The following is a 21220-nucleotide window of genomic DNA, read 5'->3' as shown; positions in this document are numbered from 1 at the left end:
TTATCGCTGTTGACGACCTGCTCTGACACAATCAGCGGCATGACTTCCTCGCCCAATCTCGACCAGATGACACCGGAACAGCTGCGCGGCTTGGCCGAACAGGCTATGCAGTTGCTGTCCCAGGTCGACTCCATGAGCCAGAAAATCCAACGCCTCGAAACGGTCAACGAGCAACTGGCTCATGAAATCGCCATCCTCAAGCGACACAAGTTCGCCAAGCGCAGCGAGCAACTGAGCCCCGACCAAGGCAGTCTGCTTGATGATCTGCTCGATACCGATATCGCAGCTATCGAAGCCGAGCTGAAGGCAGCCAATCCGCCGGCCGCACCGGCCGAGCCACGTCATAAGCCCAAGCGTGCACCACTGCCGCCGCAGTTTCCGCGAACCGTGATCCGTCACGAACCAGAGAATACTCAGTGCGTGTGCGGCTGCCAGCTTCAGCGAATCGGCGAAGACGTCAGCGAGAAGCTCGATTACACTCCGGGCGTGTTCACAGTTGAGCGGCATGTGCGTGGAAAATGGACGTGCCGTCAGTGTGAAACACTGATCCAGGCGCCTGTACCGGCCCAAGTGATCGACAAGGGCATCCCGACCGCAGGCCTTTTGGCCCACGTGATGGTGGCGAAGTTCGCCGACCATTTACCGCTGTACCGGCAGGAGAAGATTTTTGGTCGGGCCGGACTGCCCATCGCCCGTTCGACACTGGCGCAATGGATCGGACAGACCGGTGTGCAGCTCCAGCCTCTGGTCGATGCGCTGCGTGAGCATGTGTTGGCCCAGGGCGTGATCCACGCCGATGAGACCCCGGTTCAGATGCTCGCACCAGGCGAAAAGAAAACCCACCGCGCTTACGTGTGGGCCTATAGCACCACGCCTTTCTCGGCCCTAAAGGCCGTGGTCTACGACTTCAGCCCCAGCCGTGCCGGCGAACATGCGCGTAACTTCCTGGGCACGTGGAACGGTAAGCTGGTCTGCGATGACTTCGCCGGCTACAAGGCCAGCTTCGAGCTGGGCATCACCGAAATCGGCTGCATGGCCCATGCACGCCGCAAATTCTTCGACCTGCATGCAGCCAATAAAAGCCAGTTGGCGGAGCAGGCGCTTCACTCGATTGGCGGGTTGTATGAAGTCGAGCGACACGCCAAGGAAATGAGCGACGAAGCCCGCTGGCGATTACGTCAGGAAACAGCGGTGCCCATCGCTGAAAAACTGCATGAGTGGATGTTGGCCCAACGCGAACTTGTGCCCGAGGGTTCGGCCACGGCCAAGGCCCTGGATTACAGCCTTAAACGCTGGGTAGCGCTGACGCGCTACCTGGAAGATGGTGCTGTGCCCATCGACAATAACCAGATCGAGAATTTGATCCGGCCGTGGGCGCTTGGGCGCTCGAACTGGTTATTTGCCGGGTCGCTGCGCAGTGGAAAAAGGGCGGCGGCAATCATGAGCCTGATCCAGTCGGCGCGTATGAATGGGCACGATCCGTATGCCTATCTCAAGGATGTACTGATGCGGCTTCCGACACAGCGGGCGAGCGAAATCACGCAATTACTCCCGCAGCATTGGATGCTTGCCTGAGGCAGGCTAAGTGGACTTCGCCAAATAGTCAGCTCAAAGGCTGATTGGCATCAACAATTCGGAAGCGACTTTTCTCAGCATGTAGGTTTCGCGCAGAATTGACTGCCCCATCGAAGACTCGTGACGCTGCATGACGGCTTCATTGTGTGCGATGGCTTCATGCAGGTTGATCCAGACAGGCCGCATACCATTAGCGATTTCGTGGCTTTCCATTCTCACCGGCTCTAGCTGGGGCGCTACTTCGCATTGATAAAAATGCGAGGTCATGTGCATCAGATCGTACTGTGGCTTTTGGTAGGGCCGGTACTCCTCGATGTAACCGTAGTGCTGGAGCACCTGTATTTCACGAGCACCAGTCTCTTCCTCAAGCTCACGCTTCAGGCCTGCGACAATGTCCTCGTCACCATCAAGGCCGCCTCCAGGAAAGCTGAAATCGTTATAGCGCTCGGTGAACAGCAACAGGATCTGTTCACCCCGCATCACGATGCCGCGAGCTGCATGTCGACGGAATACTCTGCCCTGCTTGGATTTCAGCTCGGGGTGAACAATTTCAGTTATGAGTTGCATGTGGTCTCGTAGCGGCAAGATCAGTTAGTCATCGTCCAGGGTGGCCACGGTATTTCCTCAGTTCTGGAAATACTGTGGCCAGTGGAACTGGCTCAGCGAAGCAGCAATAAGGGTACAGTGGATGTACGCAGCATCGTCGTGGTCGTGCTGCCTATCAGAAACTGCCTGATGCGTGAGTGCCCGTACGCCCCCATGACCAAGAGGTCAATGCCGTGCTCTGCCTGATACGCATGCAGTGTGGACTCTACTTCGCCTGGGCGGATCTCGGAATGCACCAGCGAGCCGGAAGACGCAAGCGTGGTTCGTGCCTTCTCCAGCGCGTTCTGGTTGTCTTCAGAATCCGTTCCAACCATGACGATATGAATTGGCAGGCCTTCGCACAGCGGGCTTGAAGCAAGCATCTGTAAGGTCTTGTGGCCTGTTGCGCTGCCGTCAAATGCCACCATGACCGTTTCAGGTTTCCTGAAATGGCTGGTTGTAATCAGGGTGGGGCGGTGGATAGTTCGGACTATCGCTTCAATCTGGCTGCCAAGACTTTGGGCACTGCGCGTGCTGTCCTCACCGACTCTTCCAATCACCAGTAACCGAATATCGTCTTGGAGATCGCTCAGGCTCTCGACGAGATGGCCATGGCGCTGCTTCATATCAGGTGACATGGCGCCAGAGTGAACTGTTCGCTCGCGAGCTTTTTCAAGCATGTGCTGCCCATGCTCCAACGCCAGTTTTGCCCGCTGCGCATCCAGCATGGCCAACTCTTCCAGCAGATGTTCTCTGCTACCGAGACCGATATTGCCGCTGAGGTCAGCGGATGCAGGATATTTCTCCTTATCCAGCACATGAAGCAAGGTCAGGGGAGCGCTGAGTCGTTGCGAGGCCCATGCTGCGTAATCGCAGACCGCCAATGAGGATTGTGAGTTATCAATGCATGCCATTACGCGGGTCATTGTCGTTCTCCTTAGTGGCTCATGAGCTTGTCGATGGCACCGGGTTTGTCATGCACGCCGAAGCGGTCAACGATTGTCGCGCTGGCTTCATTGAGACCGAGCACTTCAACCTCAGCGCCTTCGCGTCGGAACTTGATCACGACCTTATCCAGCGCTGCGACGGCGGTGATATCCCAGAAATGCGCCTGTGTGAGATCGATGGTGACCTTGTTGAGCGCCTCCTTGAAGTCAAAAACCTCAGTGAACTTGTCCGCAGAGCTAAAGAACACCTGGCCCACGACGCGGTAAGTCCGATGCGATTTCGTCTCTTCAAGAGTGCTCTTGATATCCAGGTAGTGCCCGACCTTGTTTGCGAAGAACAGGGAGGCCAGCAGCACACCTACCAGTACGCCGTAAGCCAGATTGTGAGTGGCCACGACGACCACGACGGTCGCCACCATGACGAGGTTGGTCGACAGCGGATGCTCTTTCAGATTACGCAAGGAATCCCAGCTAAAGGTGCCGATGGACACCATGATCATCACAGCCACGAGTGCCGCCATAGGGATTTTGGAGAGCCACTCGCCAAGAAATACCACCATCAGCAGCAGGAAAACGCCGGCACACAATGTCGAGAGACGGGTGCGGCCACCAGATTTCACGTTGATGATCGACTGGCCGATCATGGCGCAACCTGCCATGCCGCCAAGCATGCCGGCAGCGATGTTGGCCACACCCTGGCCTTTGCACTCGCGGTTTTTGTTGCTGGTGGTGTCGGTAAGGTCGTCGACGATGGTCGCGGTCATCATTGATTCGAGTAGACCCACTACTGCCAACGCAGCCGAGTACGGGAAAATGATGCGCAGGGTTTCAAAATTCAGCGGAACTTCAGGCCAGAGGAAGATCGGGAGCGTATCAGGCAGTTGGCCCATGTCACCGACGGTGCGGATATCCAAACCGAGGTAAATGGCGATGGCAGTCAGCGTCAGAATGCACACCAATGGAGAGGGAATCACCTTGCCGATTTTCGGTACATACGGGAACAGGTAGATGATTCCCAGGCCCGCAGCGGTCATGGCATAGACATGCCAGGTGACATTGGTCAGCTCAGGCAATTGCGCCATAAAAATCAGAATCGCTAATGCGTTTACGAAGCCGGTGACTACCGAGCGTGAAACAAAGCGCATCAACGAGCCGAGCTTCAGGTAGCCGGCAAGGATTTGAAGTACGCCACATAGTAGCGTCGCGGCCAGCAGGTACTGGAGTCCATGCTCTTTTACCAGCGTAACCATCAGCAGTGCCATGGCGCCTGTCGCCGCCGAGATCATTCCGGGGCGCCCGCCGACAAAGGCGATGACAGCACAGATACAGAAGGAGGCGTAGAGACCGACTTTGGGATCTACCCCGGCGATGATGGAAAAGGCGATGGCTTCCGGGATCAGCGCGAGTGCGACCACCAGCCCCGCGAGCACGTCGGCACGGACGTTGGAAAACCACGTTTGTCTAAGTTTTTGCAGCATATAAATATCCAAGGCAAAGCATCGCGCACGCCAAGGGAGTGGCGAGCGAATCGATACAAATTCAAATTTTGAGGATTTTTTGCTGTGTGCTTAAGGTGTAAAACCAGGCGTACAGCAGTGAGCACCCGCGAGCGAGGCTAGCGGAAGCAGGTTGTTGCGAGGGGGCGTAGCGCTAAGGCGGCGTAGGCTGCCAGTAGATCGTTTGGAGTACAGTCATGCTGATGTTCCTGTAGCTCAAGGGGTATGCGGAGCCGAAGTATACAATGAAGCCATCGTCGATTGCGACCCGCTGGCAGGCTCTGCATGACCTACGTCAGATACAGGCTTATTCAATGGGTATACCTGCGGGCAAGGCTTTGTTTTCCACCCGTTCTTGTCCGAGCTGGTCTGTGTGCTGAGGGGTGAGTTGGCCAGACGGTTACAGCTCAGCTTCGTTGGGCACCGCTTCATCCTCTTTAGCCGACTACCAGGTCGGCTTTTTTTCAGGAGCGGCCAGGGCCCAAGCGCTTATAGAGCAGATCGATGTATGGGAAACTCTCAATGCGCTCGATCCCTTCAACCATCCGAAGCTTGTCATCGATCAGGTCGAAAAGCGCGATCCTAGATTCGCATACCACCTCGACAAACAGGTCGAATCGACCGGCGCATATGGTGATGTAAGACACCTTCTCAAAGCCGCGCAGACGGTCAGCTACGTCCTTTACCCGAACACCTGGACGTACAGTCACCGCTACCCAAGCAAGAGCTCGATTTTCCAAGTTCATTGGGCTAGTGATGGCCATAATGTTGAGCAGCCCAGATTCGAGCAAAGCATTCAAACGCCCCCGCACCTGGGACTCGGAAATATCTAAAGCGTTTGCGATGTTTTTCAATGGCGCCCGACCATCAAAGCTCAGTTCATGGACGATCTTCCTGTCCACATCGTCCATTTCCTTGCTCAAAACTCCCTGCGACTGAGCCGCAGGAGCGCGACCGAAGAACTGCGCTCTCTGGTAGAACACGCTGTAGTAAGGAAAAACCTCGATCCCTTTGACCCCCTTCAGTACAGCGACCTCATGATTGAGGACGTACTGCATGCGGGCCATGTCAGAGCAAATGATCTCCACGAAGAGCGAGAAACGACCAGTCGTGGTGACGACATAATCGACATCAGCGAGGCCTATCAGAGATTCCGCAACGTCGGAAACTGGGGAGCTGAGATCAAGGGTAATGCCCACCAAAGCCCCTGCTTGATAGCCCAGGGAAGCAGGGTCTGTCAGAGCAACGATCTGGATAACATTCTGCTCAAGGAGCTGGTGCACTCTGTTACGCACGGTGCGCTCAGAAATATCTAGCTCGCGTGCTATGGCCACAAAAGGTCGACGACCATCCTCTTGGAGGTGGGCAATAATCTCCCGGTCGGTAGCTGACAAGGGCTGCTCTGAAAGCGGGCCATGGCCATTCGGATGGAGGCGAGTTACAGCGGGCGCTTCTTTCAGATCAGCTGTATTCATGTCGATGCGGTCAAGGAGGCGAATCGTCGTATTATCCACCCCCTCCCAGTTTGGGCAAGCGTTAAACTACACCTTCAGCCGGTAAGATCTCGACAACTTCCAGGTCATACCCTGCCAAACCGATGAACTTAGCGGGAGAGCCCATGTTCCGAATTTTCTTTACCCCCAGATCCTGCAAAATCTGAGCCCCCGTGCCTAGCTCAGCATAAGTGCGGGAATGAGCCCGCTGGCATTTACGACTAGGCGTGGTTAATTGAGGCACACGCTCAAGCAAAGCTTGAGACGTTTCATGTGTGGCGAGTATCACCACTACACCATGCCCTACCGAAGCGACTTTCTCCAAAGCCCCCCATAGCGTCCAGCTACTGGGGATGGTGCATTCGGCTCCAACCAGGTCGCATAGAGGATCTATGGCATGCACTCTTACCAAAGTGGGTTCATCGCCATGTAATCGCCCCATGACCATGGCCATGTGAACACCACCCTCTATGACGTCCTCATAGGTCACCAAGCGAAAGATGCCATGTACCGTTGGTAATTCCCGCTCGCCGATACGCACAACCGTGCGCTCTGTCGTCAGGCGGTGATGGATCAGGTCAGCGATAGTTCCGATTTTGATGCCATGCCTCTCGGCGAATGCTTCAAGATCACCTCGGCGCGCCATGCTCCCATCATCGTTCATCACTTCCACAATTACGGAGGCAGGCGTCAGTCCGGCCAAGCGCGCAAGGTCACACCCCGCCTCGGTATGGCCAGCCCTTGTAAGCACACCTCCCTCACGGGCTCGTAAAGGAAAAATATGGCCAGGCTGGACTAGATCATCAGCGGTAGAGTCAGGATGCACAGCAGTCAAAACGGTGTGAGCTCGATCTGCTGCCGAGATACCCGTCGTGACACCGTGGGCGGCCTCAATCGAGACTGTAAAAGCGGTCGTGAAGGCGCCCCGATTACTGGGCACCATCTGCTCCAGGCCCAAGCGGACACAATGATCATCAGTCAGAGTAAGGCAGATGAGACCTCGCGCTTCTCGTGCCATGAAATTGATGATGTCCGGAGTACATTTTTCAGCAGCGATCAGCAGATCACCTTCGTTTTCCCGGTCTTCGTCATCCACCAGAAGGACAAGCTTGCCCTGACGAAAGTCATCGATGATTTCTTCGATTGTGTTGAAAGGCATATTGTTATTGGTCGCCTAAGAGTGGAGTACGGAGTTAACGAAGGCAGGCTTCAAATGAGCTGCGTAGCGCTTCAGATTCAAGATTGCGGCCAATGAAGACGAGCTTGCTAACACGTGGCTCGCCGTCAGCCCAAAGCCGCTGGACATCACCGTCAGCCATCGCCTGAACACCTTGAAATACGAAGCGGCGCGGCTCATTGGTAAAAGCCAAAATCCCTTTGTATCGAAGAAGGTCTTCACCGTACTCGCGCTGCAGGGTCTGGATGAACCCCATGAATCGGTCTGGTACAACTTCCTTCTCAGTCGTCAGAGAAACGCTCACAACTTCGTCATCATGACGGTGGAGAAGAATGGGCTTTGACTGCCCCCCATTTTCCAATCGAAGAGTCTCCAGGGTAAAAGACCCACGCCCGGTGAGTATGGAGACGTCCAGATCACAATGGCGTGTTCGGAAGTGTTCGGCTTGGGGGCTCAATCTGCGCAAGAGACCTTCGACGGCGTCAGCCTGGCTTCCGGTAAGCGTCTCGACTTTGTTCAGCAAGACCGTATCCGCAAACGCCAGTTGCTGGACGATCTCGGGGTGCCGCTTCCAGTAGCTTTCGATGTGTGCTCCATCGACAACACACACCACTGAATCCAATACCAGGTCGTCGTTCAAATCATCATCGAGCATGAAGGTTTGAGCTATTGGTGCTGGGTTGGCCAATCCTGTTGTCTCGATGACGAGGGCATCGAACCCACCCTTCTCGAGCAGGATTTCTAGACTGTGCAAAAGATCGCCGCGAACAGAACAGCACAGGCATCCATTGCTGAGCTGAATGACCTGCTCATCTCTGTTCTCAATCAGCTCTGAGTCGATCCCAAGCTCTGCAAATTCGTTGACGATGACTGCATAGCGCCTACCGCCAGGTGCGGTAAGCATCCGCCTGAGAAGCGTTGTCTTTCCGGCCCCCAAGTACCCGGTTAGCACAGTGACTGGGATTTTCATAGCGATGACTCCGACGGCAGATCCTGACATCTACTCCGCTCAAACAGCCGTTGAGCGACCCGTGGAAAAAGGCGTTGACAACCAATTTCTTTGCTGATTATGTATCAATTCGCTAAGAAAAAAAACAAAAGCGGAATCCCGCAGGTCGGAAATCACGTTTTCCGTAGCTAGCGAGTCTGGTGCGACGGCCAATCCGTCCTCCAGCATCCTGAGGCTCCGCGCTGGAGAAGCAACGATGATCGAAAGAGATGCGCCATCCGAGAGAATTCTCCTCGGCGGCAAGGTGATTACCATGAGCCAGGATGCTGACCAGCATGCTCAAGGTATCGTCATTCGAGGCGACCGAATTGTGAGGCTGATCCGACGCGATCAGGTTGAGCAGTTCCGCACCCCCTCCACCGTCATCACCGACCTTGGTGATCGAACCCTGATGCCAGGATTCGTGGACGTCCACGCCCATGCTGAAGTGGTATGCCGCACAACGTTCAACACCATCGATTGTCGAGCACCGGAGTGCTCTTCAATTGAAGATGTGTCCGCCTTGCTCGCCAAAGCCCGAGACGAGAAAGCCCCTGGGGAATGGATTGTCGGCCAAGGAAACCTGTTCTTTGACCGCAAGCTGCGGGAGGGACGACTCCCCACCAGAGAAGAGCTCGATTCGGTAAGCCTTGAACATCCGATAGCCATCCGCGCCGGCGGACACATCACCGTGCTGAACAGCAAAGCCCTTGAAGTCGCGGGTATAGATCGCGATTACGTACCACCAGAGTTCAGTGTCACGGGGCTTCCTATCGTTGAACGCGATGAAAACGGCGACCCAACCGGAGTGGTCAAGGAGATGGACACGTTGCTTCCTCTCCCAGGTTGCGACCGTTCAACCCTGAAAAGCGCCTTGAAAGCGGGCCTTTTCGAGTATTTTACGCGATTCGGTGTGACCACGATTGGCGAAATCTCGGAGACCGTCGAAGGCATCCAGTGCATGGACGAGATGGCATGTGAAGGTACTCTGCCGGTCGCTATGAGGGTCTACATTTGGGCGCCAGGCACTATGGAGCTGGATGAGGCATGCAACTGGCAGGAAAAAATCCAGCTCAATGCCTCTGAGCATATGATCCGCATGCAGGGGATAAAGCTGTTTGCCGATGGGGGGTTCTCCGCGAAAAGCGCTGCGGTGAGTTGCCCTTATCTGGGCCTGAATGGCCAGTGCGGAGAGATCGCATTCCCCAAATACTTTTTCCGCCGAGCTTACGAACAGTCTCAGAAAAGCGGGCTTCAACTTGCAGTCCACGCTAACGGTGACCGTGCCCAGGAGTGGCTCTGTGAACTCGTTGAGTCGATGGGCGGGGCCAGTAGTGGCCGTACCCGCATGCGTATCGAGCACGCTGGCAATTTCATGCCCCGCCAAAAGACCATGGAAGCGTGGGCTGCAGCGGGCATCATCCCTGTCCCTCAGCCGGTGTTCATCTATACCTTCGGTGAATACTTCCCCGATTACCTCGGAGACACAGGACGCATCGGTCGTTTCCCATTCAAAGACCTCCTTGCCCAAGGTTGGAAGCTTTCCGGCAGTTCGGACGTCTGGATCGGTTCTGAACGTGAAGCGACGAACCCCCTCTTCAGTGTCTGGTGCTGCGTAAAGCGTCAAACCTACTCTGGCAGCTTCATCGATCCCGAGCAGGCGATCACCTTGGAGCAGGCACTGCGCATGCATACCCTGGATGCAGCAGCCACAATGGGAGAAGAAGACATTCGAGGCAGCATCACTCCTGGGAAGCTCGCCGATATCATTGCACTGGACAGAGACCCATTTGCTGTACCAGTTGATGAACTTAGAAATATAAAAGTGGAATACGTACTCACACAAGGACGTGCGGCTCTTAACCTTACCTGTTAACTGCCAATTCAGCCGGTTGTCAAAGACCGGCCCTCACAAGAAAAGGTTGCAGGAGATAATAAAATGCGTGCTTTACCGCTCGAACTTGAACAAAGAATAGCTCTGCTCGAAGAAGAACAAAATCAAGGAGCTGATTTTGACACCGCAACATGGTTCTGGCTCATTATTCTGGGGGTTATTATCCCAGTCGCCGTGGCTGTATGGGGGTGGGCATGACTAAGCACAATGTGGCCGAAGCCGTTGCCGACACCTCGGCCTGGCCTCTGCTTCCAGCAGAACGTGTTTGGGGAAGCTGGCAACTCCTCATCGCCCTTACAACGGCAGGAGCTGCTACCTGGTGTTACATCATTGGTGAGTACGTAGGTTATTACCTTAATTTCCGTCAAGGATTTGCGGCCCTTACTGCAGGATGTATGTTCGGGATGCTGATCACCGTATTGGCAGCATTGCCCATTTGCTGCCGTTTCGGTGTTGACTCCATTGCCTCGAGCAAGCCTGCTTTTGGCACCAAGGGGTGGGTTATCCCCGCAAGCTTACAATTCCTATCCATCCTTGGCTGGAACTGTCTGCTGCTAATTTTCTTCGGAAAATCCACAGCCCAATTCTTAGTCGCCGTTGGCCTCACTACCCCCGCACACAGTGGTATCGTTGAGCCGTGCGCTACGCTCTTCGCTTGCGTCTTGGTAATGCTACTGCTACTCAGAGGTTCTGGCGGTGTAGATCGAGTTGCGAAAATTTTGGTAGCCCATGTTTTCGTTGGCCTCTGGATGCTGTACATCATCGTGAACGAGCGCTGGGACGATTTGGCGATGGCAAAGCCAGCGCAGGCCTCGGCTGACCCTGTATGGAATTTCGTGACGGGCCTGGAACTAGGCATCGCAGCATCGCTGTCTTGGTGGCCATACATAGGGGCGATGTCCCGAATGGTTCCTAAGGAAGGTCTGAAAAAGACTTCCTGAATCTGGTGAAATACGCCGATCCCGCCAGCCGAGTTTTTCCATGAAGCAGATGACCTTCGCCGACGCCGAGTACGCCGGCAAGCGCAAGCAGACCCGTAAGGAATTGTTCCTGATCGAGATGGATCAGGTGGTGCCGTGGAAGGGATTGATTGCCCTGATCGAGCCACACTACCCAAAGGGTGAAGGTGGTCGTCCAGCCTATCCGCTGATGGCCATGTTACGTATCCATCTGATGCAGAACTGGTTCGGCTACAGCGACCCGGCCATGGAAGAAGCGCTCTACGAGACGACCATCCTGCGTCAGTTCGCCGGGCTGAGCCTCGAGCGTATTCCCGACGAAACCACCATCCTCAAGTTCCGTCGCTTGCTGGAGAAACATGAGCTGGCAGCCGGCATCCTCGGCGTAATCAATGGCTACCTGGGGGATCGCGGCCTGTCGCTGCGCCAGGGCACTATCGTCGATGCCACACTGATCCACGCGCCCAGCTCGACCAAGAACCAGGACGGCAAGCGCGACCCGGAAATGCACCAGAGCAAGAAAGGGAACCAGTATTACTTTGGCATGAAGGCGCACATCGGCGTGGATGATGAGTCGGGGCTGGTACACAGCGTGGTAGGCACGGCAGCCAACGTGGCGGATATCACCCAGGTCGAAAAACTGCTGCACGGTGACGAGAACGTCGTCTGCGCCGATGCCGGCTACACCGGCGTCGAAAAGCGCCCCGAACATGCTGGCCGCGAAGTGATCTGGCAGGTCGCAGCACGCCGCAGCACCTACAAGAAGCTCGATAAACGCAGCGCCCTGTACAAAGCCAAGCGCAAGATCGAGAAGGCCAAGGCACAAGTGCGAGCGAAGGTCGAGCACCCGTTTCGAGTGATCAAGCGCCAGTTCGGTTACGTGAAGGTGCGCTTCCGTGGCCTGGCCAAGAACACCGCTCAGCTGGTGACGCTGTTCGCGCTGTCGAACCTATGGATGGCGCGCCGACATTTGCTGACTACCGCAGGAAAGGTGCACCTGTAATGCGGAAAATGGCTGCTGCGAGGTGCTCGCGGCGGCCAAAAACGGAGAACTGAGCGGGTTACCTGGTCGAATTTGATCGACGGCCCGCTTTCAAAAGCAGCGAGGGCTGAAGTCGACCGGAAATACAGGGCTACTTCAGACCTTCCCTAACGGCAAAAAAGCCGCTGTGCCGGCGATGCTAGGGCTGGGTGGTTCAGTCGCAGCGTTGAGTTTGATTGGGGTGGCAGGTGTTCTGGTTCTGAAAGTTTCAGACCCATCAGAATGGCTTCGAACGGTAGGCGGGCCGACCTACGCCATTATCTCGTTGGCCTTCGTCACTGCAGCAAACCTGGGCACAGCAGTAGCCGGTATCTACTGCTCCGCTCTGGGCTTGCGCCACTACAAAGTATTCGAAGAGATTTCGTGGAAGGTACTCCTGGTTATAATCATCACGCCTATCGCGATTATTGGTCTGGCAATACCGAACCTGTTCTTCAATAACTTCTCTGCGTTCCTCGGCTTTATTGGAGTTGGCTTCGCTCCGCTTTGTGGCATTCAGATTACTGATTACTATCTCTTGAGGAGAGGGAAAATCAATGTGCGGGGTCTGTTTGACGAAAGCGAGCCAATCTATCGTTATTGGAAAGGCGTGAACCCGGCAGCAGTCTTGGCTATGGTTGCTGGTGTTGCATCTTATATTTACGTTCTAAACCCACTGACCTTTGCTTCCAACGCTCCATACCCGTTGATACCTGCTTCCATTTTGGCGGCGGTGGTAGCGAGCGTAGTATTCCTGCTCGTTACTCGACTCGTAGTGATTCCGTCTGGTAAAGGTGGCTACCCAAAGACTGAAAAGGTCTATCAGCCTGAAGAGCACAGTACCCCACCTATCTGAAACAAGCCCGCCAGCTAAATCTGGCGGGCATCACCTTTAATGAATCCAGGTATCGGAATGACCACACTGACAACAGAACTTTTAGACGACATCGTTGCCGCCTTCAACGAGCATGACGCCGAGAAAGTCGTTAGCTTTTTTCACACAGAAGGTGAGCTGATAAGCGCGAGCGGTGGCAATGGCCGAGGCACTCTCACGAAGGGCAGAGACGCCATTAGGGAGGCCCTCAAGGCAAGGTTCACCGCCAGCCCTGATATCCAGTGGATGGAAGGCATGAGCTGGATCGCTGCAAATCAAGCGGTGACTGAATTTCGAGTGGTCGCGACCTTGCCAGATGGTGGGAAACTGGACGTTCTGGGGTGCGACGTCTGGGAGTTTTCCGGAGATAAAATTCTCCGCAAAAACACCTACTACAAACAGTAGATCTGGTGGCCAAGCTCTACCTACCAATGAGCAGACCAGTTACGCCCTCTGGCAACCCGGATCACGAGTAGAAAAAAACGCCAGGGTTGGCGGTTTTTCAAAGTCTTGCTCGGGGTTGCCGGCTGTCCATGACGGGGTTTAGAGTGTCGTGAAGAGGTCTTTTCCTCAGAGAGGTATCGGTGCCGGATACGTACCAGATGAGGCTAACTAGAGGGCCGTCATCACGTCAAGGCGCTGTGCTTACTGCAGCCACGATTCCACGGTCTCAGCGCCATGCTCAGCTTTCCATGCCTTCAGAACGGCGTGGTTGCCGCCTTTAGTCTGCACGACTTCACCGTTGTGCGGGTTTTTGTAGACCTTCACTTCACGCGGCTTGCGAGTCGACTTCTCTTGGGCCTGGGGGGCCTGACGGCGAGTGCCTGCTTGTGGGTCAAGAATGTTGACTACCTCGCGGAGGCTGTAGCCGTACTCACCAAGCAATGCACGGAGTTTGTCTTCAAACTCCATTTCAGCCTGGATAGCGCCGTCACTTTTCATGGCTTCCAACTCAGCGAGTTGCTGGGCAAGCTGCTGCTCAAGGCGACGGAATTCTGCGAGACGAGACATTGTTAGCTTCCTAAATGGTCGGTCGTGCAAGAGTACATTCTGACCACACCGACCGCTACTCAGAAACGAGCGAAGCAATAATGCTATGTGCCGAGCAAAGCGTGCTGACCCACGCTGTGCCCACCCGTTTTCCTGGGGAGCTACAGAACGAGCAGGTCTTCAGCGATAGCTCGATGGCCACATCAACGGCGCCTCGGCAGTACGCGTCCCCGCCATCGTAGAAAAGTGCAGCTCGCCTAATTTGGATTTGATCTGCGAGACGGTAACGGGCATCACCTCTGGGTGCCGAACCAAGTGAACCTGCAATGTGTCGCAAAGCGCGAGGAGGATGTTCTTCCCACCTGGGCCACAGCAAATCTCATCGACGCCAAGATCAGAGAACATCTGAGGGTAGCGCTGACGAAACTCCCCAATATCGATCTCGGGAAGGGCTTCCGGGGACTGACTCATAGTGCTCAAGGCTTTCCAGAAGGAGTAGAGGCCCCGGCCATGGTGTGATTTGCGATCAAAATGGCAAGCAGAGCGCGCCGGCCAGGGATGGCCGAGAGGCGTGAGGATGGACGCCCCCAACGGGGCCGAGACCGGCAAAGCCGGGCTCGGTTTACGACAGCCGGCCCCAGAGGGGCACGCCCAGGACTTAGCGGTGCATTTTGCTGAGCCGCTCGACCAGTCTAGCGGGTGGGTACAGCTCAGCGTGACCAAGCTCGATTTTATAAATCACTGGAGACGGTTGGGTGTTGGCATATAGCGATCACCTGCCAAACGCCGAAACTCTTGAAGGCTTCGCCGCCCCCCATCTTTCCTAAACGTAGCCACCACGTACCTGGAGTTAAGGGTCGTGATAACCCAGAACCTCCCTTCTTTGGCCACAGACTGAATGTCAGATGTGCGGATCAGGTGGCCGTCTGCGAACCTACCAGTCGGGTGCTCAAGTAGGTGGCCAAATACAATGCCCACGGCGCTGCACGCGTGAATCTGGACGTTTACAAGATAGGCAGTTACCAGGGACTCATAGTCCTGGTTCACCGCTCGAGCAATCCGTAGCAGATCGAAGTCGCTAAAGCGCTTCACATGGAAGTCGACCGCGACAGTGTTGATATCTGTCACGAGTGAGAACTCCGAGGTTCAGCCCCGGCATTCGGCTTTGTGGCACGACGTCGGTACAGCTCCTTCACGCCGGTCAGGGACTCGACATCAAGCCTAGGCTCGTGCGTATCGACGTATACGGCGCCGCTCTCGACCTCAAGCACACAGATGGGCACTTCTGCACGGTCGTAGCCCATCGACAACGACTTGAGCTTCTCCATCTTCCAACCAGTGCCCTTGTTCATCCAGCCGGGAGTCATGACTTGAACATCCTGTACCACCAGGCACTCGTTCTGAGCCAACAGCAACTCCATGAGTCGCGGCTCATCGTTGAGCATCTCTTCATAGTCGACGAACCGATCCTCGTGCTGGCGCTTGAGGCTGACGTGATACCAGTGCGTCGCCAGGGATCGGGTGACTGCATGAAAGTGAGCGAGGCCATCCCCAAACATACCCACGGGGCCAGCCTGGTCTTGCGTGCTAATGCGGAACATCGTGAATCTCATCTGGGCAAGTCCGCCAGGCGGAGCTTGCGGGTCAAAATAATCCGAATATTGTCTTGAGCGAGGCAGTTTGCTCGCGACCTTGGCCGATCAACACATACACCGTGTTCCGTGTCTCAAACATGCATACGCCGTCATAGGTCTTGCACAGCGTCGACCGCACCCATCCGCCAGGCGGGAACCGCCCCTGGCTGTCGTAGGTGACGCAATGGGAGTACAGGAACATCGGCTGCAGGCCTGCAGATCGAACCCTCGCGAGCGACTCAGGCGGCTCATCGACGTGGAAAAGAAGCCAGTCCTCAACAAGGCAGTACGGTCTACGGGGGAAGCGTTCGGCGAGCAGTGCCTCAATCTCAGGTCGAGACAGGGATGTGCCAGCGGAAGAGATTTTTCCTTCCTGGAGCAACTCGTGCTCAACAGAGCTATCAGTCACCAAGTACCTCGGTATCCAAAACGACGAGGTGATGTGCGAACGGGATCGTAGCGGCAGATCGCCATTCGACTCACTCGAACCAATATATCTGTTTGAGCGAGTCGAGGCAAACGAGGCATACCGTCTCATTTTGCGGAGGCAGAAATGCCGCTACGCCATTCTCTCGCCGCCGTGCTTCAGTCGCTGCGAACGCAGCAAGGCCTGTCTCAGCAGGAGATCTCCGGCCTGGTTCGTCAACAAACGATCAGCGAGCTGGAAGCTGCTCGCTTCACGGCCACCATTGATACCGTGAGGGATCTGGCCATTTCGTTGAACATCAGCCCAGCCACCCTGTTCGCCATGGTGATTGCTGCTGAGAATCAGCAGACAACACACCAGGTGCTGATCGACGCAATTGTGGAAGCGGAGGCCTTGGGCAGAGCCAACGAGATCATGGAACGACGGCCTCGCGAGATTGAGCATCCACGAGTCACGGCTGCCAGAGAGAAGTGGAAGGCAGTTCAAGCGCTGAAAAAAGACGGCCTCACCCAGGCTGAGGTGTCCCGTGCTCTGGGGTACTCGAAGGGCACTGTGTGGCGGCTTTGGGAGCGGGAGCCAGGCAGCTGCGGCTGAGAGGCTCAGGGCGATACGAGAGCTGAAGGAGGCCGGCCTCTCTCTGGCCGAGGTCTTCAAGAAGCGGGTTGCCGAGTAGCACGGTTGGGCGTGGCACGCAGGTTAGTAATAACCGAGCGCTCTTGTTGGAGCACTATTCATTACACGGCATCTTAGGGAGAAATCACGACGCGGCGGCTGATGCGGCTACGGAGAGGGCGTCTCCACGAAATCCTTGTCTTTGCCCGTAAAGAACATCATGGCCGTTCGGGACTGCAAGCAGTTTTCCGCTTCCTCACTGAACAGTGATCGTTCAACAGGATCAGCCCAAATTTGAGCCACCCCCTCTTTGCGGAATACCTCCAACGGGAGAGGAATCGACGCATACGGATTGTGATAGATCCTCAGCCCATCGGTGATCTTTTCCGAGCATTCATCGCCCTTAGAAACAACGTGCTCCAAGCCGCTCGGTGATGACCAGATCGAACGAATGATCGCAGTCGGGCAACCGGACATCGCATCTACTTTCCCCCAAGTGCCCAGGTGGCTGAACACCACTGCGCTGATGTGGCTGAAGCGCGGACAGTCGAAGAAACCCAGCTCGATCTCTGCGCCATTGTCTTTTTGCACGCTCCCCAAGGTTTTCCCTTCAAGACCATTGGGGAAGCGCCCAGGATTGGCTATGTATTCGGACTCATCCACGTAGTAGTCGAACAGCAAGGCTTCGATTGGTCGAAAAGCTTGCAGTTGAAAACCGGGTTGCTCAAACGGGGCAAGGGCGAGGACAAAGGGTCGGTCTTTGACATGGTCATGGTGGGCATATTTGTCATCGAATTTTCGCGACTTGCTCATAAAGGCATTAGCCAAGCGAATGATGGCAACCCGATTGAGTTCGTTGAAATCGACGTCCTTGTAAAACTCGGGCGTCATTCCCAACCCCCATTCGGGCGTTGCGTCAGCGGCATGGTTGGCCGTGGTAGCCTCGACGGTGAACGTCACTTCACCCGCTGTGAGCAGAAAGTCGGGTGCAGGGTGAGTCCAGTCAAATGAGAAGCCATAGTCGCGAAAAGTCGCGTGAAGGTAGATCTCCCAGAAGCTTGAGTTGAAGGTCGTCTGAAACTCCTTCACAAACTTATTATCCCTGTCGGGGAACCCCTCAAGCCAACGCAGAAGCTCCTCTCTCTGATAGTGCCGGCCTTTACGCCCGTCGGTGATCGTTTTGAAATGAGGATGGAGCTTGTCGGTATGGTAGAGAGGCGTAAGCAAGTCCACTGGAGCCACCGTCGCTGCAGAATGATGACATAAGGTAGTGCCTGTCATCGTATCTAGGAAGGGCTAGACCTAGAGCATGTCAGCGTGATGCAGAGGCCCCAACCATTGCGCTTCACGCCCGTCGTAAATTTCCCCACCTGCCCGGCAAAAAAAAGTCAGTTGGCCGAACAAGCGCTCGATCAGCGTGGGTTATAACCACTACGGGCCAGGGCATCCTGCAGCTTTCCGACAGCAGCTCGGATTGAATAGGCTTCGTGATCATCTATTGCGCACCCACGAAACTCGCTCCAGTGGGCCCGCTTAAAGAATTGGGCAAGTGCCATAGTCTCTCCGTGGCTCAACTCGGCGTCCGCCTGGCAGCCATCGATCTCGAAAATCACTCTGACATTGCTGTACTGGGTCAGCTTGCTCATGGGGGTGCTCCTCTTGGGGCATTTTGGCGGATTGTGGACGAATTGCTTCATTTGTTCTCGTGACGCTATCACCTGATCACGAATCTCTTCGGGATCGATGGCCATGCCACCTCCAGGTGTCGTTCTCAGCGTCTTCAATGAGTTCACCGCGTCGATGAACGCCCGCTCTCTGGCTTTCTCAAGCTCAGAGCGATTATCTCCAATGGCGTGGTTCCACAGGCGTCTGACGAAGCTTACGGCAGCCCGCCTCGAGCAACGGTACATAGATTTTGCTATCACAATTCGCGCTCGCGCCGGCGAGTGGCTGCATTCGACCTATCCATCCAGTCGTCATGCTCCTCATCATCAATAAGCGTCGACAAAGCGTTAAGAAGACGATCTCGGATTACACGCTGCTGTTCCCAGAGTGAATCCAGGTCGGGAGCATCACTCATCGCGTCAATCGCTTCCTCGACCGCCTCCAGTTCGTCAGCACGAGCTTTCTCAAATTCTGAATTCATCTGGCACATCTCCTATCCACCCATTCGGCCTTGCAGCTGCTGAATCTCATCCTGGAGAACCACGATTGTGTGCTCCAGCTTGCGGATGTTGACTCGCATTTGATTGATGACCCTCAGGGCTTCCTGATGATCGTCCATGTACATATCGCGAGCCTTCTCCGTCTCCCTGAGGTTGTTGAGCAATTCGGTGTTGGCAGCTCGAGCGTCTTGAACCTGGGTGAACCAATAGACGATCTCAACCCTGCTGAGCTCCAGCAACTCCTCAGGTGTGCGCGTCTGAGCTTTCGCGGCTGCCTCGTCGTTTTTTTGCTGAGCACGCTCGGCCTTGATTTCTTGCAGACGCTCAAGCGGCCAGACGCGATGGTAGATGGTGTTCCGATGTACTCCAGCCAGCTTGGCCAACTGGGTTGCGTTGGCCGAGATTGAAGAGTCTTTTTCCATTTTCTTCAGTGCAGCATCAAGCGCCAACGTAACAGCCTCGAAGTTCTCCTCATTCTTGGCGTCATAGGCGGCTGTACTCACACAGATACCTCAATGCCGAGTTGCGTGAGCACGCCTTTGGCCTCGGCTATCACGAGCTTCATTTGCTCGATGGACAAGGCAACGTCATCCAGATCTCTCAGTTCTGCAAAGGCCGCAGCCGGATCCGTTTCGTAGCGCCTGAGCGCCAGGGTGTTTTGAACATAGATCTCTTGCCACTTGGGTGCATTGGCCTCTGTCACCACCGCGTTCTGGCACCGGTTGGGGTTGCACCGCAGTGAGCCGATGCAGGGAATGGACGGATCATCCAGATCCGTCGCATTGCCGTAGCAATATCCTTGACCGACGTTGATGACCGCGAAATTAAGCTCAACCATCCGCTCAAAAATTTCGTCGTTCGAATAGCCTGCCTCGAGATAGCCCCTGAAGTATTTCTTGAGCCGAGCACGGTGCGCGGGTGCATTGTCGCCGGCATAACCCCCGTCGGGGTCTAAGGAATTCATGATGAACTCCTTCTCGGCATCCCTTCGACCGGGGGCATCTGAGCCACCACCTGAACTTAGGGCTTCACCGATGCCGCCGTAGTCAATCGTAACGGTGCCGACCCGGTTGTGACGCCTATCTTGGCCGATGGTACTGGCATGGTGACCAAAGTGCTTAAGCTGGTAGGAAATGAACGGCAGTCCTACAGCAGCCCTGAACATCTGGTTGGAGAGTGAGTGCCTCAGTGTGTAGGGCGATACATCCAGCTCTTCGAGTTCGTCGAAGGTCACGGTGTTGGCCAAGAAAGTACAGAGTTGATGGGTTAACCCAGACCCGCTCAACGAGTTGGCCTCATGTTGCATGCCTGGCTTCACGGTGTTCATGTTGGCGAACAGGTAGGGGTTCTGCTTGAACCGGTTCAGGATCCGCAGCACTTGGACTGCATCCTTGACGATTGGGATCGCAACCCACTTGTCATCGAAAAGCTTCCTGAGGACTTCCTGATGTTTGATGACACCGCTGATGATGAGGTCGTGCCCGAATTCATCAACTGTCAGGCAGCTATCAACCAGACAACCGGCTAGCTCTGATGGCCTCATTCCAGTGTACTGACCAATGATGTAGCAGGCGCTGTTGTTGATGTGGGTGAGGTACTCATACAGCTCGTTGTCCATTGGAGCTCGTGTCAATTTACACAGCGCTTCCTTGTCCTTCAGCATCCCAGGGTTTTGGGGTGACCAGTATTCAGGCTCCAGCTTGTAGAGGAAGGGCTTGATCTGGAGGCCCGTGTAGCCCCTTGAGGTCATCCGGTATGCAACGTAGATGTCGTAATTTCTCCGCGTGATATTGGCGCTCCTGGCCTTCTGATATTCAGCCAAATCGAGCCGGCTCAGCGTGTACTGATCGCAGATGTCTTCCTTCAGCGCTCTGAGGAAATCGACAACGGCGAACGAGCCCTCACGGGAGCACTTTTCGAAAATATGATTACTGAACCATTTTTTTCTGGTGCGGTTTTTTTTGTTGGTAAAGCTGTTGTACTTCCACTTCAAGGCCTCCAGATCCACATAGGCCAAAGGCTTAGAAAATAGGTTTTCGACCAGGAAGTGAGATCGTAATACCTGGAAACCTTGAAGGGTTGGCCCCCTGAAGGCTCGGTCAAAGTGTTCAGCCCCCGCCCGATAGTCTTGTTCGGTGAAGTCGGCCAAGCTGAAGTGCGATCTTTCGAAGAAGTGATCCCCATGTTCCGCTCGCTTACGAGCACACATTTGATCGATAAACGGAATCACGGATTTGAACATGTCCAAGACTGAGTGAGGTTTGCGGCTCTTAGGGAAGGTCTGAAGTAGCCCTGTATTTCCGGTCGACTTCAGCCCTCGCTGCTTTTGAAAGCGGGCCGTCGATCAAATTCGACCAGGTAACCCGCTCAGTTCTCCGTTTTT

24 protein-coding genes are annotated in these 21220 nt (G+C 55.1%); 8 read left to right on the top strand and 16 right to left on the bottom strand.

Annotation, left to right across the window (positions count from 1 at the left end; all coding sequences use genetic code 11):
- Window positions 1-39: 39 nt before the first annotated feature.
- Window positions 40-1575: an IS66 family transposase gene (tnpC, locus tag ACK56M_RS26260; RefSeq protein WP_009684098.1), complete on the top strand. Its 1536-nt coding sequence runs from the start codon at window positions 40-42 to the stop codon at window positions 1573-1575.
- Between the two features lie 33 nt (window positions 1576-1608).
- Here the strand turns inward: tnpC and ACK56M_RS26255 are convergent, their stop codons facing one another.
- The 6 genes from ACK56M_RS26255 to ACK56M_RS26230 all read right to left on the bottom strand — a co-directional run bounded on the left by ACK56M_RS26255 (window position 1609) and on the right by ACK56M_RS26230 (window position 8243).
- Window positions 1609-2142, bottom strand: a complete 534-nt coding sequence (locus ACK56M_RS26255) for an NUDIX hydrolase (protein WP_009684099.1) — start codon at window positions 2140-2142, stop codon at window positions 1609-1611.
- 92 nt (window positions 2143-2234) lie between these two features.
- The gene (locus tag ACK56M_RS26250; RefSeq protein WP_012316922.1) at window positions 2235-3086 is read right to left on the bottom strand and encodes a universal stress protein; all 852 of its coding nucleotides are present in this window, start codon (window positions 3084-3086) and stop codon (window positions 2235-2237) included.
- Between the two features lie 11 nt (window positions 3087-3097).
- Complete coding sequence (locus ACK56M_RS26245) at window positions 3098-4585, bottom strand: SulP family inorganic anion transporter (protein WP_009684101.1); 1488 nt, start codon at window positions 4583-4585, stop codon at window positions 3098-3100.
- 482 nt (window positions 4586-5067) lie between these two features.
- On the bottom strand, window positions 5068-6078 hold the full coding sequence (locus ACK56M_RS26240; RefSeq protein ID WP_131812213.1) for an Lrp/AsnC family transcriptional regulator: 1011 nt from the start codon (window positions 6076-6078) through the stop codon (window positions 5068-5070).
- A gap of 61 nt (window positions 6079-6139) precedes the next feature.
- Window positions 6140-7255, bottom strand: a complete 1116-nt coding sequence (gene ribBA, locus ACK56M_RS26235) for a bifunctional 3,4-dihydroxy-2-butanone-4-phosphate synthase/GTP cyclohydrolase II (RefSeq protein WP_054572130.1) — start codon at window positions 7253-7255, stop codon at window positions 6140-6142.
- A 34-nt stretch (window positions 7256-7289) separates the two neighbouring features.
- Window positions 7290-8243: a CobW family GTP-binding protein gene (locus ACK56M_RS26230; RefSeq protein ID WP_054572129.1), complete on the bottom strand. Its 954-nt coding sequence runs from the start codon at window positions 8241-8243 to the stop codon at window positions 7290-7292.
- Window positions 8244-8478: 235 nt separating this feature from the next.
- Between ACK56M_RS26230 and ACK56M_RS26225 the strand changes: the two genes are divergently transcribed.
- The 6 genes from ACK56M_RS26225 (at window position 8479) to ACK56M_RS26200 (ending at window position 13414) form a co-directional block, all read left to right on the top strand.
- Window positions 8479-10137, top strand: a complete 1659-nt coding sequence (locus ACK56M_RS26225) for an amidohydrolase (RefSeq protein ID WP_054572128.1) — start codon at window positions 8479-8481, stop codon at window positions 10135-10137.
- A 63-nt stretch (window positions 10138-10200) separates the two neighbouring features.
- Window positions 10201-10353 carry a hypothetical protein gene (locus ACK56M_RS26220; protein WP_155738420.1) on the top strand — a complete coding sequence of 51 codons (153 nt, stop codon included), beginning with the start codon at window positions 10201-10203 and terminating at the stop codon, window positions 10351-10353.
- Window positions 10350-11096: a hypothetical protein gene (locus ACK56M_RS26215; protein WP_411959142.1), complete on the top strand. Its 747-nt coding sequence runs from the start codon at window positions 10350-10352 to the stop codon at window positions 11094-11096. The genes ACK56M_RS26220 and ACK56M_RS26215 overlap by 4 nt, the downstream gene beginning before the upstream one ends.
- Window positions 11097-11136: 40 nt before the next feature.
- Window positions 11137-12117, top strand: a complete 981-nt coding sequence (locus ACK56M_RS26210) for an IS5-like element ISPpu18 family transposase (protein WP_058178368.1) — start codon at window positions 11137-11139, stop codon at window positions 12115-12117.
- A gap of 175 nt (window positions 12118-12292) precedes the next feature.
- Window positions 12293-12991: a cytosine permease gene (locus tag ACK56M_RS26205; RefSeq protein WP_411959639.1), complete on the top strand. Its 699-nt coding sequence runs from the start codon at window positions 12293-12295 to the stop codon at window positions 12989-12991.
- A 57-nt stretch (window positions 12992-13048) separates the two neighbouring features.
- Window positions 13049-13414: a nuclear transport factor 2 family protein gene (locus ACK56M_RS26200; protein WP_054572126.1), complete on the top strand. Its 366-nt coding sequence runs from the start codon at window positions 13049-13051 to the stop codon at window positions 13412-13414.
- A gap of 240 nt (window positions 13415-13654) precedes the next feature.
- Here the strand turns inward: ACK56M_RS26200 and ACK56M_RS26195 are convergent, their stop codons facing one another.
- The 5 genes from ACK56M_RS26195 to ACK56M_RS26175 all read right to left on the bottom strand — a co-directional run bounded on the left by ACK56M_RS26195 (window position 13655) and on the right by ACK56M_RS26175 (window position 16042).
- Window positions 13655-14020 carry a histone-like nucleoid-structuring protein, MvaT/MvaU family gene (locus ACK56M_RS26195; RefSeq protein WP_054572125.1) on the bottom strand — a complete coding sequence of 122 codons (366 nt, stop codon included), beginning with the start codon at window positions 14018-14020 and terminating at the stop codon, window positions 13655-13657.
- Between the two features lie 159 nt (window positions 14021-14179).
- Window positions 14180-14470: a hypothetical protein gene (locus tag ACK56M_RS26190; RefSeq protein WP_054572124.1), complete on the bottom strand. Its 291-nt coding sequence runs from the start codon at window positions 14468-14470 to the stop codon at window positions 14180-14182.
- A 267-nt stretch (window positions 14471-14737) separates the two neighbouring features.
- Window positions 14738-15127, bottom strand: coding sequence for a hypothetical protein (locus ACK56M_RS26185; protein WP_054572123.1), 390 nt, complete (start codon window positions 15125-15127; stop codon window positions 14738-14740).
- Window positions 15124-15600 carry a hypothetical protein gene (locus ACK56M_RS26180; RefSeq protein WP_054572122.1) on the bottom strand — a complete coding sequence of 159 codons (477 nt, stop codon included), beginning with the start codon at window positions 15598-15600 and terminating at the stop codon, window positions 15124-15126. The genes ACK56M_RS26185 and ACK56M_RS26180 overlap by 4 nt, the downstream gene beginning before the upstream one ends.
- A 43-nt stretch (window positions 15601-15643) precedes the next feature.
- Window positions 15644-16042, bottom strand: coding sequence for a DUF6957 family protein (locus ACK56M_RS26175; RefSeq protein ID WP_054572121.1), 399 nt, complete (start codon window positions 16040-16042; stop codon window positions 15644-15646).
- A 144-nt stretch (window positions 16043-16186) separates the two neighbouring features.
- Between ACK56M_RS26175 and ACK56M_RS26170 the strand changes: the two genes are divergently transcribed.
- Window positions 16187-16654, top strand: a complete 468-nt coding sequence (locus ACK56M_RS26170) for a helix-turn-helix domain-containing protein (protein ID WP_054572120.1) — start codon at window positions 16187-16189, stop codon at window positions 16652-16654.
- A gap of 186 nt (window positions 16655-16840) precedes the next feature.
- On the opposite strand, the gene ACK56M_RS26165 is transcribed toward ACK56M_RS26170, so the two are convergent.
- The 5 genes from ACK56M_RS26165 to ACK56M_RS26145 form a co-directional block, all read right to left on the bottom strand.
- Window positions 16841-17905 (bottom strand): hypothetical protein, encoded by a 1065-nt coding sequence (locus tag ACK56M_RS26165; protein WP_054572119.1) that lies wholly within the window; start codon window positions 17903-17905, stop codon window positions 16841-16843.
- A gap of 179 nt (window positions 17906-18084) precedes the next feature.
- Window positions 18085-18318, bottom strand: a complete 234-nt coding sequence (locus ACK56M_RS26160) for a hypothetical protein (protein ID WP_206605080.1) — start codon at window positions 18316-18318, stop codon at window positions 18085-18087.
- Between the two features lie 275 nt (window positions 18319-18593).
- A complete protein-coding gene (locus tag ACK56M_RS26155; protein ID WP_054572117.1) occupies window positions 18594-18818 on the bottom strand; it encodes a hypothetical protein in 225 nt (74 codons plus the stop codon).
- Window positions 18819-18830: 12 nt separating this feature from the next.
- Window positions 18831-19340: a hypothetical protein gene (locus ACK56M_RS26150; protein ID WP_054572116.1), complete on the bottom strand. Its 510-nt coding sequence runs from the start codon at window positions 19338-19340 to the stop codon at window positions 18831-18833.
- Window positions 19337-20986: a site-specific integrase gene (locus tag ACK56M_RS26145; RefSeq protein WP_411959141.1), complete on the bottom strand. Its 1650-nt coding sequence runs from the start codon at window positions 20984-20986 to the stop codon at window positions 19337-19339. Before ACK56M_RS26145 ends, ACK56M_RS26150 begins: the two co-directional genes overlap by 4 nt.
- Window positions 20987-21220 lie beyond the last annotated feature (234 nt).

Source organism: Pseudomonas sp. s4, assembly GCF_046764235.1.
Lineage (GTDB): Bacteria > Pseudomonadota > Gammaproteobacteria > Pseudomonadales > Pseudomonadaceae > Aquipseudomonas > Aquipseudomonas asiatica.
Note: the sequence above shows the minus strand (reverse complement) of the source record. Positions and strands in the feature narration are given on the sequence as shown.

Excerpts from the sequence above, each read along its gene's own strand:
- tnpC (WP_009684098.1), top strand. The coding sequence starts at position 40 with ATGACTTCCTCGCCCAATCTCGACCAGATGACACCGGAACAGCTGCGC.
- ACK56M_RS26255 (WP_009684099.1), bottom strand. The coding sequence starts at position 2,142 with ATGCAACTCATAACTGAAATTGTTCACCCCGAGCTGAAATCCAAGCAG.
- ACK56M_RS26250 (WP_012316922.1), bottom strand. The coding sequence starts at position 3,086 with ATGACCCGCGTAATGGCATGCATTGATAACTCACAATCCTCATTGGCG.
- ACK56M_RS26245 (WP_009684101.1), bottom strand. The coding sequence starts at position 4,585 with ATGCTGCAAAAACTTAGACAAACGTGGTTTTCCAACGTCCGTGCCGAC.
- ACK56M_RS26240 (WP_131812213.1), bottom strand. The coding sequence starts at position 6,078 with ATGAATACAGCTGATCTGAAAGAAGCGCCCGCTGTAACTCGCCTCCAT.
- ribBA (WP_054572130.1), bottom strand. The coding sequence starts at position 7,255 with ATGCCTTTCAACACAATCGAAGAAATCATCGATGACTTTCGTCAGGGC.
- ACK56M_RS26230 (WP_054572129.1), bottom strand. The coding sequence starts at position 8,243 with ATGAAAATCCCAGTCACTGTGCTAACCGGGTACTTGGGGGCCGGAAAG.
- ACK56M_RS26225 (WP_054572128.1), top strand. The coding sequence starts at position 8,479 with ATGATCGAAAGAGATGCGCCATCCGAGAGAATTCTCCTCGGCGGCAAG.
- ACK56M_RS26220 (WP_155738420.1), top strand. The coding sequence starts at position 10,201 with ATGCGTGCTTTACCGCTCGAACTTGAACAAAGAATAGCTCTGCTCGAA.
- ACK56M_RS26215 (WP_411959142.1), top strand. The coding sequence starts at position 10,350 with ATGACTAAGCACAATGTGGCCGAAGCCGTTGCCGACACCTCGGCCTGG.
- ACK56M_RS26210 (WP_058178368.1), top strand. The coding sequence starts at position 11,137 with ATGAAGCAGATGACCTTCGCCGACGCCGAGTACGCCGGCAAGCGCAAG.
- ACK56M_RS26205 (WP_411959639.1), top strand. The coding sequence starts at position 12,293 with ATGCTAGGGCTGGGTGGTTCAGTCGCAGCGTTGAGTTTGATTGGGGTG.
- ACK56M_RS26200 (WP_054572126.1), top strand. The coding sequence starts at position 13,049 with ATGACCACACTGACAACAGAACTTTTAGACGACATCGTTGCCGCCTTC.
- ACK56M_RS26195 (WP_054572125.1), bottom strand. The coding sequence starts at position 14,020 with ATGTCTCGTCTCGCAGAATTCCGTCGCCTTGAGCAGCAGCTTGCCCAG.
- ACK56M_RS26190 (WP_054572124.1), bottom strand. The coding sequence starts at position 14,470 with ATGAGTCAGTCCCCGGAAGCCCTTCCCGAGATCGATATTGGGGAGTTT.
- ACK56M_RS26180 (WP_054572122.1), bottom strand. The coding sequence starts at position 15,600 with ATGTTCCGCATTAGCACGCAAGACCAGGCTGGCCCCGTGGGTATGTTT.
- ACK56M_RS26170 (WP_054572120.1), top strand. The coding sequence starts at position 16,187 with ATGCCGCTACGCCATTCTCTCGCCGCCGTGCTTCAGTCGCTGCGAACG.
- ACK56M_RS26160 (WP_206605080.1), bottom strand. The coding sequence starts at position 18,318 with ATGAGCAAGCTGACCCAGTACAGCAATGTCAGAGTGATTTTCGAGATC.
- ACK56M_RS26155 (WP_054572117.1), bottom strand. The coding sequence starts at position 18,818 with ATGAATTCAGAATTTGAGAAAGCTCGTGCTGACGAACTGGAGGCGGTC.